The organism is Segatella oris, assembly GCF_900637655.1.
Lineage (GTDB): Bacteria > Bacteroidota > Bacteroidia > Bacteroidales > Bacteroidaceae > Prevotella > Prevotella oris.
In genome coordinates this window covers 2,869,959-2,887,500 of the sequence record NZ_LR134384.1, presented here as the reverse complement: position 1 = coordinate 2,887,500, position 17,542 = coordinate 2,869,959, and the positions used below count along the sequence as shown (strand labels likewise).

The 17,542-nt window shown below is 44.5% G+C and carries 15 protein-coding genes and 5 tRNA genes (1 of these 20 running past the window's edge); 3 read left to right on the top strand and 17 right to left on the bottom strand.

The features are described 5' to 3' along the window. From rpoC to rpsU, 17 genes are all read right to left on the bottom strand, one after another. A protein-coding gene (gene rpoC, locus EL210_RS12180; RefSeq protein ID WP_004376909.1) for a DNA-directed RNA polymerase subunit beta' crosses the window boundary here: on the bottom strand, window positions 1-3,109 show its 5' portion. 1,214 nt of this gene lie to the left of the window's left edge; only the first 3,109 of its 4,323 coding nucleotides appear in the window; the start codon lies at window positions 3,107-3,109; the stop codon falls past the left edge of the window. A gap of 27 nt (window positions 3,110-3,136) precedes the next feature. Next, complete coding sequence (rpoB, locus tag EL210_RS12175; protein ID WP_018920526.1) at window positions 3,137-6,946, bottom strand: DNA-directed RNA polymerase subunit beta; 3,810 nt, start codon at window positions 6,944-6,946, stop codon at window positions 3,137-3,139. 142 nt (window positions 6,947-7,088) lie between these two features. Continuing rightward, on the bottom strand, window positions 7,089-7,466 hold the full coding sequence (gene rplL / locus EL210_RS12170; protein ID WP_004373941.1) for a 50S ribosomal protein L7/L12: 378 nt from the start codon (window positions 7,464-7,466) through the stop codon (window positions 7,089-7,091). A 70-nt stretch (window positions 7,467-7,536) separates the two neighbouring features. Beyond that, the gene (gene rplJ, locus EL210_RS12165) at window positions 7,537-8,055 is read right to left on the bottom strand and encodes a 50S ribosomal protein L10 (protein WP_004373950.1); all 519 of its coding nucleotides are present in this window, start codon (window positions 8,053-8,055) and stop codon (window positions 7,537-7,539) included. Between the two features lie 18 nt (window positions 8,056-8,073). Beyond that, on the bottom strand, window positions 8,074-8,766 hold the full coding sequence (gene rplA, locus EL210_RS12160) for a 50S ribosomal protein L1 (protein WP_004373953.1): 693 nt from the start codon (window positions 8,764-8,766) through the stop codon (window positions 8,074-8,076). A 21-nt stretch (window positions 8,767-8,787) separates the two neighbouring features. Continuing rightward, complete coding sequence (rplK, locus tag EL210_RS12155; RefSeq protein WP_004376911.1) at window positions 8,788-9,228, bottom strand: 50S ribosomal protein L11; 441 nt, start codon at window positions 9,226-9,228, stop codon at window positions 8,788-8,790. A gap of 60 nt (window positions 9,229-9,288) precedes the next feature. Then, on the bottom strand, window positions 9,289-9,834 hold the full coding sequence (gene nusG / locus EL210_RS12150; RefSeq protein WP_004373957.1) for a transcription termination/antitermination protein NusG: 546 nt from the start codon (window positions 9,832-9,834) through the stop codon (window positions 9,289-9,291). 10 nt (window positions 9,835-9,844) lie between these two features. Beyond that, complete coding sequence (secE, locus tag EL210_RS12145; RefSeq protein ID WP_004373958.1) at window positions 9,845-10,036, bottom strand: preprotein translocase subunit SecE; 192 nt, start codon at window positions 10,034-10,036, stop codon at window positions 9,845-9,847. 16 nt (window positions 10,037-10,052) lie between these two features. After that, window positions 10,053-10,125, bottom strand: a tRNA-Trp gene (locus EL210_RS12140). Between the two features lie 61 nt (window positions 10,126-10,186). Then, the gene (gene tuf, locus EL210_RS12135) at window positions 10,187-11,383 is read right to left on the bottom strand and encodes an elongation factor Tu (RefSeq protein WP_004373959.1); all 1,197 of its coding nucleotides are present in this window, start codon (window positions 11,381-11,383) and stop codon (window positions 10,187-10,189) included. Between the two features lie 81 nt (window positions 11,384-11,464). Then, window positions 11,465-11,536 (bottom strand) — tRNA-Thr (locus EL210_RS12130). Between the two features lie 11 nt (window positions 11,537-11,547). Further along, window positions 11,548-11,620: transfer RNA gene (locus EL210_RS12125), tRNA-Gly, on the bottom strand. A gap of 18 nt (window positions 11,621-11,638) precedes the next feature. Then, window positions 11,639-11,720: transfer RNA gene (locus tag EL210_RS12120), tRNA-Tyr, on the bottom strand. Between the two features lie 45 nt (window positions 11,721-11,765). Beyond that, window positions 11,766-11,839, bottom strand: a tRNA-Thr gene (locus EL210_RS12115). Window positions 11,840-11,939: 100 nt separating this feature from the next. Next, the gene (gene hpf / locus EL210_RS12110) at window positions 11,940-12,239 is read right to left on the bottom strand and encodes a ribosome hibernation-promoting factor, HPF/YfiA family (RefSeq protein WP_004373960.1); all 300 of its coding nucleotides are present in this window, start codon (window positions 12,237-12,239) and stop codon (window positions 11,940-11,942) included. A 20-nt stretch (window positions 12,240-12,259) separates the two neighbouring features. Continuing rightward, window positions 12,260-13,141: a tyrosine recombinase XerC gene (locus EL210_RS12105; protein WP_018920525.1), complete on the bottom strand. Its 882-nt coding sequence runs from the start codon at window positions 13,139-13,141 to the stop codon at window positions 12,260-12,262. Between the two features lie 80 nt (window positions 13,142-13,221). Further along, a complete protein-coding gene (gene rpsU, locus EL210_RS12100) occupies window positions 13,222-13,413 on the bottom strand; it encodes a 30S ribosomal protein S21 (RefSeq protein WP_004376913.1) in 192 nt (63 codons plus the stop codon). A 784-nt stretch (window positions 13,414-14,197) separates the two neighbouring features. Between rpsU and EL210_RS12095 the strand changes: the two genes are divergently transcribed. The 3 genes from EL210_RS12095 to EL210_RS12085 all read left to right on the top strand — a co-directional run bounded on the left by EL210_RS12095 (window position 14,198) and on the right by EL210_RS12085 (window position 17,345). Continuing rightward, window positions 14,198-15,157: a transporter gene (locus EL210_RS12095; protein WP_018920523.1), complete on the top strand. Its 960-nt coding sequence runs from the start codon at window positions 14,198-14,200 to the stop codon at window positions 15,155-15,157. Window positions 15,158-15,293: 136 nt separating this feature from the next. After that, entirely contained in the window at window positions 15,294-16,139 is an 846-nt protein-coding gene (locus EL210_RS12090; protein WP_018920522.1) for a DUF3737 family protein, read from the top strand. Window positions 16,140-16,145: 6 nt separating this feature from the next. Next, window positions 16,146-17,345: a MalY/PatB family protein gene (locus EL210_RS12085; RefSeq protein WP_018920521.1), complete on the top strand. Its 1,200-nt coding sequence runs from the start codon at window positions 16,146-16,148 to the stop codon at window positions 17,343-17,345. The last annotated feature ends 197 nt before the right edge of the window (window positions 17,346-17,542 follow it).

Sequence of the window (17,542 nt, the reverse complement as noted above, 5' to 3'; positions counted from 1 at the left end):
GGTCCCACTTAGCAATAAGGTCGCCCGGTTTTACGCGGTTGCCCTGCTTGAAGTAGAGTGAAGAACCATAAGGTACGTTGAGCGTACTCAATACAATCTCGGTGTTAGGATCAACGAAGCGTATTTCGGCCAACCGGCTCACAACCATCTGGCAGTCTTTGTCGTCATCATCCTTGAACGGAACCGTACGAAGTTCATCGAACTCAACCTTAGCTTCGTTCTTGGCAACAATGCTTGCATTGGCTGCAGCGTTACCAGCGACACCACCGGCGTGGAACGTACGGAGGGTCAACTGTGTACCCGGCTCACCAATAGCCTGTGCAGCAATGACACCGGCAGCCTCACCAAGCTGTACCATACGGGCAGTAGCAAGATTGCGGCCATAGCATTTCATACATACGCCATGCTTGCTTTCACAGGTGAGCACCGAACGGATCTCAACCATTTCGATAGGAGATTCATCGATAATCTTAGCCTTATCCTCATTGATTTCCTCGCCAGCACGAACGATGATTTCGCCCGTTGTTGGGTGGATAACATCGTGAACAGATACACGGCCAAGAATGCGTTCATAGAGTGAAGAGATAATCTCATCGCCATTCTTCAACGCACGGCATTCAAGACCACGCAGTGTACCACAGTCTTCCTCAGTGATAATCACATCATGGGATACGTCGACAAGACGACGGGTCAGATAACCTGCATCGGCTGTCTTCATAGCGGTATCGGCCAAACCCTTACGGGCACCGTGAGAAGAAATAAAGTATTCGAGCACAGACATACCTTCCTTGAAGTTAGAAAGGATAGGGTTCTCGATAATCTGCTGACCTTCGGCACCTGCCTTCTGTGGCTTAGCCATCAGACCACGCATACCGGAAAGCTGCTTAATCTGGTCCTTAGAACCACGGGCACCGGAGTCGAGCATCATATATACAGCGTTGAAACCCTGATCGGCCTCGGTCATCTGCTTCATCAGAATGTTACCAAGGTCATTGTTGACATGGGTCCATGCATCAATTACCTGATTGTAGCGCTCGGTATCTGTGATGAAACCCATTTCGTAGTTGGCCTTAATCTGATCAACTTCGGCCTGGCCCTTGCCAACAATCTTAGCTTTCTCCTCCGGGATAATAATATCATCGAGGTTGAAAGAAAGACCTGCAACGTAAGCCATACGATAACCCAAGTTCTTGATACCGTCAAGGAATGAGCAGGCACGAGCCATACCGACCGCCTTGATTACATCAGAGATAATGCCACGCAAGGTTTTCTTTGAAATGACATCATTGAAGAAGCCTACTTCATCGGGAATAATCTGATTGACAATGACACGACCAACAGAGGTTTCAACCATATGGCGAACAGGTTTGTCATCAACCAAATCTTCAACAATACACTTAATCTTGGCATGCAGATCGCAGCGACCTTCATTATGAGCAATGATAGCCTCTTCCGGGCCATAGAATGTCAGACCTTCGCCCTGTGCACCAGGACGCATCTTGGTGATATAGTAAAGACCAAGCACCATATCCTGAGAAGGAACCGTGATAGGAGCACCATTGGCTGGGTTCAGAATGTTGTGGCTCTGAAGCATCAGTATCTGTGCTTCAAGGACAGCCTCATTGCTCAATGGAAGGTGAACTGCCATTTGGTCACCATCGAAGTCGGCATTGAACGCCGTACAAGCCAATGGATGAAGCTGAATAGCCTTACCTTCAATAAGTTTTGGCTGGAAAGCCTGAATACCTAAACGGTGAAGTGTCGGTGCACGGTTCAACATGACAGGATGACCCTTCATCACGTTCTCAAGAATATCCCAGATAACCGGCTCACGGCGGTCTACAATCTTCTTGGCACTCTTAACAGTTTTCACGATACCGCGCTCAATAAGCTTACGGATAATGAATGGTTTATACAGTTCGGCAGCCATGAGTTTAGGCAAACCACACTCGCCCATCTTCAATTCAGGACCTACAACGATAACTGAACGCGCTGAATAGTCAACACGTTTACCAAGGAGATTCTGACGGAAACGTCCCTGCTTACCCTTCAAAGAGTCAGAGAGAGACTTCAACGGGCGGTTGCTTTCGCTCTTCACTGCTGAAGCTTTGCGAGAGTTGTCGAACAAAGAGTCGACAGCTTCCTGGAGCATACGCTTCTCATTACGGAGGATTACTTCAGGAGCCTTGATTTCCATCAGTCGTTTCAAACGATTGTTACGAATGATGACACGACGATAGAGATCGTTCAAGTCAGAGGTTGCAAAACGGCCACCATCCAACGGAACGAGCGGACGAAGCTCTGGTGGAATAACAGGAACAATCTTCATGATCATCCACTCAGGCTTGTTGACTCCCTTCGATGCACGGAAAGCCTCTACAACCTGAAGGCGCTTCAATGCCTCGGTCTTGCGCTGCTGGCTGCCGTCATTGTTTGCACGGTCGCGCAATTCATAGCTAAGACCATCAAGGTCGATATCCATCAACAAATCATAGATAGCCTCGGCACCCATCTTGGCAACAAACTTATTAGGATCGCTGTCATCAAGATAGTCGTTGTTAGGATCTACCTGATTATCAAGAATATCGAAGTATTCATCTTCTGACAGAAGATCCATCTTGTGAGAACCATTCAGTTCTACACCGTCAGCATCCTTCTTGCCTTCCATAGCACCTGGTTTGATGACGATATACTTTTCGTAGTAAATGACAGCATCAAGCTTCTTGGTTGGCAGACCAAGCAGATAACCAATCTTGTTGGGCAATGAACGGAAATACCAGATATGTGCAACCGGCACAACGAGTTCTATATGACCAGAACGCTCACGACGTACTTTCTTCTCAGTCACTTCTACACCGCATCGGTCACAGACAATGCCTTTATAGCGAATACGCTTATACTTTCCACAGGCGCACTCATAGTCGCGTGTAGGACCAAAGATGCGTTCACAGAAAAGACCGTCGCGTTCAGGCTTGTATGTTCGATAATTTATGGTTTCAGGTTTGGTAACCTCACCATACGAATTTTCCAGGATTTCCTCCGGAGAGGCAAGTCCAAGGGTAATTTTCGTGAAATTATTCTTTACTTTTGAATCTTTCTTAAAAGCCATATTTATCTTTCAATTAGGGTGTTCACATTAATCGAGTTTGATGCTCAGACCAAGACCACGAAGTTCATGCAGTAATACGTTGAGTGACTCTGGAATACCAGGTGTCGGCATTGGGTCACCTTTCACGATAGCCTCATAAGCCTTGCTACGTCCAACAGTATCATCTGACTTGATAGTCAGGATCTCTTGCAATACGTGGCTTGCACCAAAGGCTTCGATAGCCCAGACTTCCATTTCTCCGAAACGCTGACCACCAAACTGTGCCTTACCACCAAGTGGCTGTTGTGTAATAAGTGAGTATGGGCCGATTGAACGGGCATGCATCTTATCCTCAACCATGTGGCCTAACTTCAAGAAGTAGGTGATACCTACAGTTGCTGGCTGGTCGAACTTCTCACCAGTTTCACCGTCATAGATATAGGTAGAACAAAGGTTAGGCAGGCCAGCCTTGTCGGTCCATTCCTTCAAGTCCTCCAACTTAGCACCATCGAAGATTGGTGTTGCAAACTTACATCCCAACTTCTGACCGGCAGCACCAAGGATAGCTTCGAAAATCTGTCCCAAGTTCATACGGGAAGGCACACCCATTGGATTAAGTACCAAGTCTACAGGACGACCGTCTTCAAGGAACGGCATATCCTCTGTACGGACAACCTTTGAAACAATACCCTTGTTACCATGACGACCGGCAAGCTTGTCACCAACCTGTATCTTACGCTTCTTGGCAACATAGACCTTAGCCATCTGCAGAATACCAGAAGGAAGTTCGTCGCCGATTGAAATAGCAAACTTCTTGCGCTTCATTTCAGCATCAAGCAGCTTATACTTGCGGATATAGTTCATGATGAGTTTCTGAATGAGTGCATTCGTGTGATCATCATCTGTCCAGTTGTTACTCTGAATTCCATCAAATTCAAGGTTCTTCAATGTAGGAACAGTGAACTTGCTACCCTTGGTAATAATCTCAGCACCAGTGTAATCTTTCACACCTTGAGAAATCTTACCTTCAGTAAGCGTCATCAGTTTGTCTACAAGAATATCCTTCAAGTCATTGTTCTTTGCCTCATACTCTTCATCTATCTTTGCAAGGAGTATCTTATCCTGTTTCTTGGAATCGCGGGTCTTGACAGCACGAGAGAACAGTTTCTTGTCAATGACGACACCGCTCAAAGAAGGATTGGCCTTCAATGAAGAGTCTTTCACATCGCCAGCCTTATCACCGAAGATTGCACGAAGCAACTTCTCTTCAGGAGAAGGATCGCTCTCACCCTTTGGAGAAATCTTACCAATGAGGATGTCACCTGGCTCTACACGTGCACCAACACGGATTACACCATTATCATCGAGATCTTTGGTTGCTTCCTCACTGACGTTTGGAATATCTGATGTGAATTCCTCAACACCACGCTTGGTCTCACGAACATCAAGAGAATATTCGTCTACGTGAACAGAGGTAAGCACATCCTCGCGCACCATACGCTCTGAAATAACGACAGCATCCTCGTAGTTGTAACCCTTCCAAGGGATATAGGCAACAAGCAAGTTGCGACCAAGTGCCAATTCACCATTCTCGGTAGCATAACCTTCTGTCAGGATATCTCCTGCCTTGACACGCTGACCCTTGTCACAGATAGGACGAAGGTCGATGGTCATATTCTGATTGGTACGACGGAACTTAGGAATACGATACTCCTTCAATGCAGGTTCGAAGCTGACAAACTCGTCTTCTTCTGTGCGGTCATAAAGAATGCGGATTGTCGTTGCATCAACATATTCAATAACACCGTCACCTTTTGCAGTAATCATTGTACGTGAATCCTCACATACCTGCTTCTCAAGTCCGGTACCTACAATAGGTGCATCATTGTGAATCAATGGCACAGCCTGACGCATCATATTACATCCCATCAGTGCACGGTGACCGTCATCATGCTCCAAGAATGGTATCAAAGAAGCTGAAACAGATGCAATCTGCTGTGGTGAAACGTCTACCAAATCAACCTGGTCAGGAGTTACTACCGGGTAGTCTGCATCCTGACGACACTTTACCGTATCTCTCTGGAAGGCACCATCTACAGAAAGAGGTGCGTTTCCTTGACCAATAATCTTGTCTTCTTCTTCTTCTGCTGTCAGATAAACGACATCCTTGTTATCCATGTCTACTTTTGCATTGTTAACCTTACGATAAGGGGTAACGATGAAACCAAGATCATTGATCTTTGCATAGATACAGAGGGAAGATATCAAACCGATATTTGGCCCTTCAGGACTCTCAATTGGACAGAGACGACCATAGTGAGTATAGTGTACGTCGCGAACCTCGAAACTTGCACGCTCACGTGACAGACCACCAGGGCCAAGAGCAGACAGACGACGCTTGTGAGTAACCTCAGCAAGTGGGTTTGTCTGGTCCATGAACTGGCTCAACGGATTGGTTCCAAAGAACGAGTTGATAACGCTTGAGATAGTCTTTGCATTAATAAGATCAGTCGGAGTGAACACTTCATTGTCACGAACGTTCATACGCTCACGAATAGTGCGGCTCATGCGTGCCAGACCAATGGCAAATTGATTGGCAAGCTGTTCTCCTACTGTGCGCACACGGCGGTTACTCAAGTGGTCGATATCATCAACAGTGGCATTGGAATTAACCAACTGGATGAGATATTTTATGATTTCAATAACATCGTCTTTAGTCAACACACGGGTATCCATGTCTGTGTCGAGCCCCAACTTCTTATTGATACGGTAACGTCCTACCTCACCGAGGTCATAACGCTTATCCGAGAAGAACAGGTTCTGGAAGACTTCACGTGCACTGGCATCATCTGCAGGATCAGCATTGCGCAACTGGCGATAGATGTAGTTGACGGCTTCTTTCTCAGAGTTGCTGGGATCCTTTGACAGTGTATTGAAAATAATGGTGTACTTATTGGCTGCCTCCGCGTCTTTATGAAGCAGGATTGTTGAAGCACCACTTTCGAGAATCTCGTCGATATTATCTTCGGTCAACTCGGTTTCGCGCTCCATGATGACTTCGTTACGCTCAATAGATACAACTTCACCCGTATCCTCATCTACGAAGTCCTCATTCCAACTCTTCAACACGCGCGCTGCCAACTTACGACCGATAGCAGCCTTCATGTTCTTCTTGTTGACCTTCAACTCTTCAGCAAGGTCAAAAATCTGCAAGATATCTTTATCCTGCTCATAGCCCATTGCACGAAGAAGGGTTGTTACCGGCAGCTTCTTCTTGCGGTCGATATAGGCATACATGACATTATTGATGTCTGTAGCAAATTCAATCCATGACCCCTTGAAAGGGATAATACGTGCACTATAAAGAACAGTTCCATTGGCATGGATGCCTTGTCCGAAGAACACACCTGGTGAACGGTGTAACTGTGAAACAACAACACGCTCGGCACCATTGATGACAAATGTACCGTTAGAGGTCATATAAGGAATTGTTCCCAGGAAGACATCCTGAATGAATGTACCGAAATCCTCATGATCTGGATCGGTGCAATACAGTTTCATCTTAGCCTTCAAAGGTACGCTATAGGTCAAACCGCGCTCAAGACACTCATCAATAGAGTAACGAGGCGGGTCAATATAGTAATCCAAGAACTCAAGAACGAAATTATTACGCGTATCGGTGATAGGGAAGTTCTCTGCGAACACCTTATAAAGACCGTCGTTCTTGCGTTCCTCAGGCGGAGTATCCAACTGTAAGAAGTCACGGAAAGACTTCAGCTGCACATCGAGAAAATCCGGATATGGCAACGGATTATGCACGCTGGCAAAATTTACTCTGTTATCAACAACTTTTGTCATATATTAATATTTAATTGGCCCAACCGGGCTAATAAGCTTCATCAGCCTAATCAGGCTAATTATGTATAAAAGACACAAAAAGGTTAGGACCAACCTACTTGGAAGATCCTAACCGTATTTAAAGAAAAACTGTAATTCTGAATTACTTCAGCTCTACCTTGGCACCAGCCTCTTCGATAACCTTCTTCAGGTTCTCAGCCTCGTCCTTAGCAACGCCTTCCTTAATTGTTGAAGGAGCACCATCTACGAGATCCTTAGCTTCTTTCAGACCAAGACCGCAAGCTTCCTTAACAGCCTTCACAACCTGAAGCTTTGTAGCACCAACTTCAGCGAGGACTACGTCGAATGAAGACTTCTCCTCTGCTGCAGCTGCACCACCAGCAGCAGGACCAGCAGCTACAGCAACAGCTGCAGCGGCAGGCTCAATACCATACTCGTCCTTCAGGACTGTTGCCAACTCATTTACTTCCTTAACAGTAAGATTTACTAATTCTTCTGCAATAGCTTTAATGTCTGCCATTTTATTCTAAAATTTAATTGTTCTTGTTAAAATTATGTTTTTGACTCTATAATTGAATGCTGTTCAACTATTATTCAGGACGCTCGCCTAAAGTCTTGAGCACACCATGGATGGTGTTTGCGCCTGACTGAAGAGCAGAAACAACGTTCTTTGCAGGAGACTGCAACAGAGAAACGATCTCTGCGATAACTTCGTTCTTGCTCTTGAGGGCTGCAAGTTCTGCAAGCTTATCAGCACCAACATAGATGCTTTCCTCTGCATATGCAGCCTTGAGTGCAGGAATTCCTTCCTTTTCGTATTCCTTCAACAACTTGGCAGGAACATTAGCTGTTGTCGTAAACATAACAGCTGTAGTACCTTTCAGTGTGCCATATAAAGGTTCAAAATCAATATCCGAAGCCTCGAAAGCCTTGTGCAGAAGTTTGTTCTTCACAACGACCATCTTGATTTCGCTCTTGAAGCACTTGCGGCGAAGTGTACTCGTAGCCTCTGCATTCAGTCCGGTAAGGTCTACCAGATAGAAATGAGGATACTCTTTCAGCTTCTCGCCAAGTTCAACGATAATAGTATCTTTTACTTCTTTCTTCATTGTACAAAACTTTTAGAGTTATTCAACTGATTTAGGATCAATTTTGATACCCTTACTCATAGTGCTTGAAATAAAGATACTCTTGATATATGTACCTTTAGCAGCAGCAGGCTTCAATTTGATAACCGTCTGGATAAATTCCTTCGCGTTACCGAAAATCTGCTCAGGGGTCATTGATACCTTACCGATTGAGGTATGGATAATACCAGCCTTATCAACCTTAAAGTCAATCTTACCCTGTTTAACTTCCTTTACTGCCTTGGCAACATCCATTGTTACAGTACCACTCTTGGGGTTTGGCATCAAACCACGAGGACCGAGTACACGGCCTAAAGGTCCAATCTTACCCATGCAAGACGGCATAGTGATGATGACGTCAATATCGGTCCAACCACCTTTGATTTTCTCAACATATTCATCAAGACCAGCATAATCAGCACCAGCTTCCTTTGCGGCAGCTTCCTGATCAGGAGTACAGAGTGCAAGCACACGAACAGTCTTACCAGTTCCGTTAGGCAGTGAAACGACACCGCGAACCATCTGGTTAGCCTTACGTGGGTCAACGCCCAGACGTACATCAATATCCAGAGACGCATCAAACTTTGTTGTGGTAATTTCCTTAACAAGCTCTGCAGCCTCTTTCAATGTGTATGCCTTCCCTGCTTCAACCTTATCAGCTACTGATTTTTGATTTTTTGTCAGTTTACTCATTTTCTTAATTGAAGTTTTAAATTATTTACCAGGGAAGTCCCCTTTTACAGTAATACCCATACTACGAGCAGTACCGGCAATCAGCTTCATGGCCGACTCAATTGTAAAGCAGTTGAGGTCATTCATCTTATCCTCAGCAATAGCCTTAATTTGTTCCCAGGTTACACTGGCAACCTTCTGACGGTTAGGCTGTGCAGAAGCAGTCTTAATCTTGGCAGCCTCTTTCAGCTGAACAGCTGCAGGAGGAGTCTTGATAATGAAGCTAAATGACTTATCTGTATAGTATGTGATAACAACAGGTAGGATTTTACCTGCCTTATCCTGGGTACGGGCGTTGAACTCTTTGCAGAATCCCATAATATTGATACCCTTAGAACCCAATGCAGGGCCTACTGGAGGTGAAGGATTCGCAGCGCCACCCTTAATCTGTAATTTGATTAAACCAGCAACTTCTTTAGCCATTTTCTTTGTTAATATTAAAAATTGATTTTTATAAAAGGTCAGTCTCTTCCGTAACGAAGCTTAACTTTCCTTTTCTACTTGCATAAAACTTAACTCTAACGGAGTCTTACGTCCGAAGATCTTGACCATCACTTTCAGTTTGTGCTTCTCGGCATTAACCTCTTCGATTACACCGCTGAAGCCACTGAATGGGCCGTCTGTCACCTTCACCGTCTCATCTACAACATATGGGATATCAACTGTATCCTCAATTTCTGTAACTTCGGCAGTTCCCAACATTCTGTTAATTTCAGACTGTGGGACAGGTGAGGGCTCATCCAAACCTCCAAGGAAACCTAAACAGTTAGGCATGAAGCGCAAAGTGTGCGCAACATCACCAACCAGGTTAGCCTCAACAAAGATGTAGCCTGGAAGAGAAATCTTTTCCTTCACCACTCTTTTGCCATTACGCAAGGAAGCATGTTTCTCCACCGGTATCAGAACCTGAGAGACATGCGTACTCAGCAACTCATTATGCTTCAATTCGGCTTCGATATATTCTTTCAGCTTAGCCTCTTTTCCGCTAACGGCGCGCAGTACATACCATTTGTTTCCTGTTTCAGCCATTTCCCGAAAATTAATTTGGATAAATTGTACTCATCACGAACCTGAACAGACTGTCCATCGCGAACACTACCAGTGCAATGACAAGGGAAGCAGATAATACAACCATTGCACTGTGGGTCAGTTCGGCACGTGTTGGCCAAGTAGTCTTATGCGCAAGCTCATCATAGCAAGCTTTGCAATAATTTACTATCTTTTCAAACATATTATCTTCTATTTAGCACGGGAAGCAGGACTCGAACCCACGACCCTCGGTTTTGGAGACCGATGCTCTACCAACTGAGCTATTCCCGTAAGTGAGTTTCCGCTACAACAAGTAACGGAAACTCTTATTTCATAATGACTTCAGTCTTAATTACTTAACGTCATCAAGGATTGCGGTAATCTGACCAGAACCTACCGTACGACCACCCTCACGGATAGCGAAACGGAGACCTTCGTTCAGAGCAACCTTGTAGATCAATTCAACCTCAATCTCAACGTTATCACCAGGCATAACCATTTCAACGCCTTCTGGCAACTTGATTTCACCGGTACAGTCCATTGTACGGAGATAGAACTGAGGACGATACTTGTTACCGAATGGAGTATGACGGCCACCTTCTTCTTTCTTCAATACATAGATAGAAGCCTTGAAGTGATCGTGAGGAGTAATAGCACCCGGGTGCACAACTACCATACCACGCTTAACTTCAGCCTTATCGATACCACGGAGCAACAAACCTACGTTGTCACCAGCCTGACCTTCAGCAAGGTTCTTGCGGAACATCTCTACACCTGTGATAACAGACTTCTTATCTTCACCAAGACCGAGGAGCTGAACTTCATCACCTACCTTGCAGACACCGGTTTCGATACGACCTGTAGCAACAGTACCACGACCTGTGATTGAGAATACATCCTCAACTGGCATCAAGAATGGCTTATCAACCTCACGTACTGGTTCCTGGATCCACTCATCAACAGTATCCATCAACTTCATTACTGAGTCAACCCACTTTTCAACGCCGTTCAAAGCACCAAGTGCAGAACCACGGATGATAGGAGTATCCTCTTCGTAACCATACTGCTCGAGGATTTCGCGAACTTCCATTTCAACAAGATCAAGCATTTCCTCGTCATCAACCATATCACACTTGTTCAAGAATACAACCAAGCGAGGTACGTTTACCTGACGAGCCAAAAGCACGTGCTCACGTGTCTGTGGCATAGGACCATCAGTTGCAGCAACTACCAAGATAGCACCGTCCATCTGAGCAGCACCTGTTACCATGTTCTTCACATAGTCAGCGTGACCCGGGCAGTCTACGTGTGCGTAGTGACGCTTAGCTGTTTCATATTCAATGTGAGCAGAGTTAATGGTAATACCACGCTCTTTCTCTTCGGGAGCATTGTCAATCTGATCGAAAGACTTAACATCCTCTGAACCGAAGCCCTTCTCATGAAGAACCTTTGAAATTGCTGCAGTAAGAGTTGTCTTACCGTGGTCAACGTGACCGATTGTACCAATGTTTACATGGGGTTTGGTACGTACGAATTCTTCTTTAGCCATAGCTTTTCTTTGTTTTATTTATATAAATGTATAATCAATATTTTGTTTTTTCAATATCTATAAAAAATAGAAACCGAAAAGAGCTGTAACTGAGAGTTGAACTCAGGACCTCTTCCTTACCAAGGAAGTGCTCTACCACTGAGCTATTACAGCGTCGGATTGAGAGCGGAAAACGGGGCTCAAACCCGCGACCCCCAGCTTGGAAGGCTAGTGCTCTATCAACTGAGCTATTTCCGCAAAAACTCCTTTCGGATGTGGGTGGTGATGGATTCGAACCACCGAAGGCATCGCCAGCAGATTTACAGTCTGCCCCATTTGGCCACTCTGGTAACCACCCATGTTGTACTTGTCATAAACAGAAGCCTTTTCAGACCATCCGTTGAGCCTCTTGTCGGATTCGAACCAACGACCCCGAGATTACAAATCACGTGCTCTGGCCAACTGAGCTAAAGAGGCAAATCCTTGCAGCCGACTACGACTATAATAGGACGTGTTGTAAAACGGCTGCAAAGATACTGTTTATTTTTCTAATCTCCAAAACTTTTAATCAGTTTTTTCAATGATTGCGGATTTTTTCCTTGAACTTAGTCAACTGCACCTTCATTGAATCAACAGCTTCATCAATTCCCTCCTCAAACGTGTCGCAAGTTTTCTCTACAAAGAGTTTCTGGCCTGGCACAGAAACCGTAACACAAGTTTCTTTATTAAGGGCGGTGGCAGGTTTGACTACCTTTAGTTGCACCTCTACTTTCTGTATATCTTCGTAAGTTTTCTCCAACTTGGCGATTTTCTTTTCGATAAACGCCTGTAACTTCTCGGTAGCGTCGAAATGAATCGACTGAATTTTCAGTTCCATAGTTAACTCCGTTTTAAAGGTTAAGCCCTTGGATGGGCAATAGAATATTCACGTTTAAGCTGCTCAAATGTTGTGTGGGTGTAGATTTCTGTCGTCGACAGACTTTCATGCCCGAGCAACTTCTTTACACTTTCAATTCCTGCCTTATGATTGAGCATCGCTGTTGCAAACGTATGACGCAACACATGTGGTGAGCGTTTCTTCAGCGTACACACCTTCGAGAGACTTCGCTTCACCCGTTCTCTCACTAAACTTGCAGACATTCGCTGTCCCTCATCGGTAACAAACAAAGCTTCTGACAACCGACCAACCTCGCGACCTCTGCACTCCATGTAATCACGAAGCGTGGTGCAAAGCTCTTCACCAAAGGGAATAATGCGCTGTTTATTTCTCTTGCCCGTTACTTTCAACTGGTATTCCGCAAAGTCAACCATTTTGTCATCAAGTCCCGTCAGTTCCGAAAGCCGAATGCCGGTTTCATAGAAAGTCATGATAATCGCACGGTCACGTACGTCTTCAAAACTTCTTGTCCAGTATTCCCGCTCAAGCAGCCTGTCCATCTCCTTTTCTTTCAGGAATTGAGGCAGAGGCTTGCCCTTTTTCGGTCCCGTGATGCCGTGAACCGGATCCTTATCCACAAGTTTTCTTGACAATGCAAAACGATAAAAGGAACGCAACGCACTCAATCGCCTATTGATTGATGCAGCATTGTTTCCTTCATCCATCATGCGCTCCATCCAGTTGCGAACAACATCCGAGTCTAACGACTCCCAAGATATCTGATTTTTCAAGTCTCTAAAGAACTTCTTAAAAGACCGAAGGTCATCCCCGTAGTTCTTCACCGTCAGTTCGGAGCGGTTACGCTCAAACCTAAGATAGTCGAGAAACTTGTCAATCATCATAAACGCGCTGTTAACATCTACATGTTTATGGCAACGAATTTACGGAATTAAATTCAAACTACCAAATTTTTAACGAGTTTTTATTCCTCGTTTGTGCGCAGCTTCTGTACGTAGATAGCGTGCTCCATCTTGAGTCTCTTCAAAACAGAAGGCTTGTTGTACTGCTGACGAGCACGAAGCTCCTTAACAACACCTGTCTTTTCGAATTTTCTCTTGAATTTCTTGAGAGCTCTTTCGATGTTCTCACCATCTTTTACTGGTACAATAATCATGTTTTTTGTTTTTATTAAATTGTTTATATGAAACTCATCTTCAAGTGGTTACGACCCATCGAGAGCCAACAATCCACTATAAGCGGATGCAAAATTACATCTTATTTCCTGAACTTCCAAATATTTTCCCGTTTTTCTTTGGAAACCAGAAATATAGCCTCCTACATTCCGAGACGCTCTCCTTTTGTCAAAATACATACTTCAAAGCATATAACTTCTTCTACAACTTGAGGCACTTCATCCTACAATCTGCATCACTTTGCTCATCAATCTGACTCAAATCACAACGCATTCTGACTTTAATCAGAAAGCCACTCATTTCGGTATGAACGAAAACCATAACAACATTGCCTTTCATTGATAACTGCCCGCGACATATTCATGCCGATAGGCAAAAACAGTTTCACAGCAAAAATATCGGCGACGGCGCTTTTTTCTACTTCTTTTTCTTCGTCTTTTTCTTTATTCTTGTTCTAGTTCTTGTTCTTAGGGAAGCTAACTTGCTGATTATCAGGCATCTCATTTGTTAATTATATTTAAACACCGATTATTTACTTTCCATTTAACAAATATTTAAAGGAAATTGAGTCTGTAGGATAAACGATTTACAGTATACTGACACTAACTTTTTTATGTGTAAAACAGAATAGCCTTTTCAACCGAGAAACCATTCAATAAAAGCAACGAATACAAAGAATGGAAACTACTTTTCAAATGGTTTTGTATGCTATCTGCCACTTTTTTATATACCTTTGCATAAAATATATCGGTAACGGCACTATCTATGGGCATTATTAAATTTATCAAGCAGTGGACGCTGTTGTGTGCCATCGTCTTCGGAAGCATTGTCTATTTGGTTTTCACCCATATTGCTGTGCTTACTCCCTTTGGCGACTACATAGGGCCAAAGCTTGTGACGTTGTTGCCTGTCAATATCTTCTTGATGCTTTATATCACGTTTTGCAAGATACAGATGAACGACCTCACACCCCGCAAATGGCATTTTATCCTGCAAGGCATACGTACACTTTTGGCTGCATTGAGTGTCGTTGCGGCCAACCTCTGCACTGATCCAACCTACAAACTCATCTGGGAAGGCGTATTTATCTGTGTCATCTGCCCCACTGCCGCGGCCGCTCCTGTGATTGTAGACAAGCTTGGAGGCAGCATTGCATCACTGACAGTGTATCTTCTCATAGCCAATGGCTTCACATCAATCATCATCCCTTTGTTCTTTCCACTCATGGAGAAAGGGGCCGACATCACTTTTGCCATGGCCGCATGGATGGTGCTCAAGCGTGTGTTGACGGTGCTTGTAATTCCATTAGGCTTGGCTTTATGCTCGCGAAAGTTCCTCCCCAATTTCGTTGCGTGGCTGAAAACAAAGCGCAACATCGCTTTCTACCTCTGGAGTTTCAACCTTTCTATCATCATGGGACTTGCCATGCAGAACATCATGAATGCCCCCGTTTCGGGCTGGGTGCTCGTAACTTTGTGTATCATTCCGCTTCTGTTGGCCACCTTTCAGTTCTCTATGGGCAAACTTGTAGGTTACCGTTATGGTGACAGCATTGGCGCTGGACAGGCCTTGGGACAGAAAAACACGGTGGTTGGAATATGGCTCACACTCTCGTTTCTCAATCCCTATGCAGCCATTGCACCCTGTGTCTACGTGATTTGGCAGAACATCATCAACGCAGTTCAGCTGTGGTATAAAGACAAATATGGCTATCTGAAATGGTAACTACCTGCTATAGCATTCACCATATGACAAAACTGACAGTTCAAGAAGAATGAAAAATTGGTATAGTTTTTGCATTTATATCGTGAAAGAGTTATTTTACCACATCAAAAATCAAATCAAAATAGGTTAGAAAGAAATGGAAATCATTAAGGATAAAAAGTTTGGAGGCGAGCGTCCTCTCTTTGGAATGAAGGACGTGCGCTTGGAGAATATCACAATCACCGATGGCGAATCGGGCATCAAATGCTGTCAGAATATAGAATGTGAAGGTTCAAAATTCTATGGCAAATACCCTTGGTGGCATGTCGACAAGAGCCTCATCACCAACTGTTATTTTGCTCCGGAGAGTCGCTCGGCTATCTGGTACAGCAGCAATATGACGATGAAAGACTCGGTGATTGACGGGCCGAAGTTCTTTCGGGAAATGGAAAATCTGGAATTGGAGAACGTGAAAATCACTGATGCTGACGAGACTTTCTGGAAAGTTGACGGTCTGAAACTGACGAATGTCGAATTGCATGACGGCACTTATCCTTTTATGTTTTCTCAAAATATCTATGTAGACGGCCTCACAAGTGATTCAAAATATGTGTTCCAATATTGCAGGAACGTGGAAGTGCATCATGCCAAAATCACCACAAAAGACAGCTTTTGGGAGTGCGAAAACGTCACTGTGTACGACTCCGAGCTTGATGGTGAATACTTAGCTTGGCATTCCAAGAACGTGAAACTCGTGCGCTGCCATATCAGTGGTGAGCAACCGCTCTGCTATCTTGATGGTATTACTCTGGAAGACTGCACATTTGATGCTGCCTGCGACCGCGCATTTGAAGACAGTCGCAACATCAATGCCACTATAAAGGGAGCAATTTCTGAAATCAAGAACCCTATCAGCGGCAGGATTGTGGCCGATGAAATCGGTAAAATCACCTATGATGAATTTGCGAAAGGCAAGGACTGTGTAATCGAAACAACAAAATAAACAACAATGGGAAAATATAATTTTGACGAGATTGTAGAACGCCGGGGCACCAACTCCTACAAATGGGATCTGCCAAAAAAGGAGGATATCATCCCCATGTGGGTGGCCGACATGGACTTCAAGACTGCTCCCTGCATCATTGAAGCACTGAAAAAGCGTGTAGAACATGGTGCTTTTGGCTATAATTTCGTGTCCGACAGCTACTATGATGCTGTCATCAATTGGTTTGACCGCCGTCATCAATGGAAAATTCAACGTGAAGATATCCTCTATACTTCGGGGGTTGTGCCTGCCATTTCGTGCTCATTGAAGGCTATGACGATGCCGGGCGACAAGGTGTTGATACAAACTCCCGTCTACAACTGTTTCTTCTCATCTATCAAAAACAACGGATGCGAGGTTTTAGAGAACCCGCTTCGCAGACAAGGTGACAGTTATGTGATTGATTTTGAGGATTTCGAATGCAAGTGTGCCGATGAGAAAACCACCGTTTTTCTGCTCTGCAATCCTCACAATCCGTCAGGACGCGTGTGGACAAAAGAAGAACTTGAACGCATGAACGACATTTGCTTGAAGCACGGTGTGAAAGTTATTTCCGATGAAATTCATTGCGAACTCACTATGCCAGGCTATACCTATCAGCCCTTTGCAGCTGTCAGCGACGCATGTAGGGACAACAGTGTGGTGCTCAACTCTCCCTCTAAAGCCTTCAATATTGCCGGTCTGCAAATCGCAAACATCGTTTGTCACCAACCTGAAAGACGTCAACGCATCAACAGAGCACTCAACATTAACGAAGTGTGTGATGTCAATGCATTTGGAATAATAGCCCTGCAAGAGGCTTACAACAATGGTGGTGAATGGCTTGACGAACTCAAACAGTATCTCTATGAGAACTATGTGGCGCTCAAGGAATTCTTTGCAGAATATCTTCCCAAACTCGAAGTATGCCGTCTTGAAGGCACTTATCTTGCATGGGTCGACCTGTCACGCATCGAACTTACTGCCGACGAAGCGGCCCATGACCTCTTGGAGCATGCGAGAGTATTGGTCAACAGTGGCACCATGTATGGTCAGAAAGACGGTTTCTGCTATCTCCGCATCAACCTTGCATGCCCACGTGCCACGCTCATGGAGGGCTTGAAGCGCATCGGAAGAGAACTTAGTCCGTATATGGTTGACGAGGCACAAGGGTGCCCGATGTAGAAGTTACATCATACTAAGCCATTACATATATGGTGGCTTGTAATAAAAACTATTTCTTTATAGGGCAGGGGAGCCTCCTTTCGTTTGGTAACTCTGCCCTATAAACATTGAAACAGCGTTGCTGTTTTCTATTTATAAACAAAGTACTATAAATAACACACTCGCTCAGATATCCTCCCCTACCAACGAATTTACCT

Coding starts and splice junctions, on each gene's coding strand:
- rplJ (WP_004373950.1), bottom strand. CDS start 8,055: ATGAAGAAAGAAGTAAAAGATACTATTATCGTTGAACTTGGCGAGAAG.
- secE (WP_004373958.1), bottom strand. CDS start 10,036: ATGTTTGAAAAGATAGTAAATTATTGCAAAGCTTGCTATGATGAGCTT.
- rpoB (WP_018920526.1), bottom strand. CDS start 6,946: ATGACAAAAGTTGTTGATAACAGAGTAAATTTTGCCAGCGTGCATAAT.
- rplL (WP_004373941.1), bottom strand. CDS start 7,466: ATGGCAGACATTAAAGCTATTGCAGAAGAATTAGTAAATCTTACTGTT.
- EL210_RS12095 (WP_018920523.1), top strand. CDS start 14,198: ATGGGCATTATTAAATTTATCAAGCAGTGGACGCTGTTGTGTGCCATC.
- rplK (WP_004376911.1), bottom strand. CDS start 9,228: ATGGCTAAAGAAGTTGCTGGTTTAATCAAATTACAGATTAAGGGTGGC.
- nusG (WP_004373957.1), bottom strand. CDS start 9,834: ATGGCTGAAACAGGAAACAAATGGTATGTACTGCGCGCCGTTAGCGGA.
- EL210_RS12105 (WP_018920525.1), bottom strand. CDS start 13,141: ATGATGATTGACAAGTTTCTCGACTATCTTAGGTTTGAGCGTAACCGC.
- rpsU (WP_004376913.1), bottom strand. CDS start 13,413: ATGATTATTGTACCAGTAAAAGATGGTGAGAACATCGAAAGAGCTCTC.
- tuf (WP_004373959.1), bottom strand. CDS start 11,383: ATGGCTAAAGAAGAATTCGTACGTACCAAACCCCATGTAAACATTGGT.
- EL210_RS12085 (WP_018920521.1), top strand. CDS start 16,146: ATGGGAAAATATAATTTTGACGAGATTGTAGAACGCCGGGGCACCAAC.
- EL210_RS12090 (WP_018920522.1), top strand. CDS start 15,294: ATGGAAATCATTAAGGATAAAAAGTTTGGAGGCGAGCGTCCTCTCTTT.
- rplA (WP_004373953.1), bottom strand. CDS start 8,766: ATGAGTAAACTGACAAAAAATCAAAAATCAGTAGCTGATAAGGTTGAA.
- hpf (WP_004373960.1), bottom strand. CDS start 12,239: ATGGAACTGAAAATTCAGTCGATTCATTTCGACGCTACCGAGAAGTTA.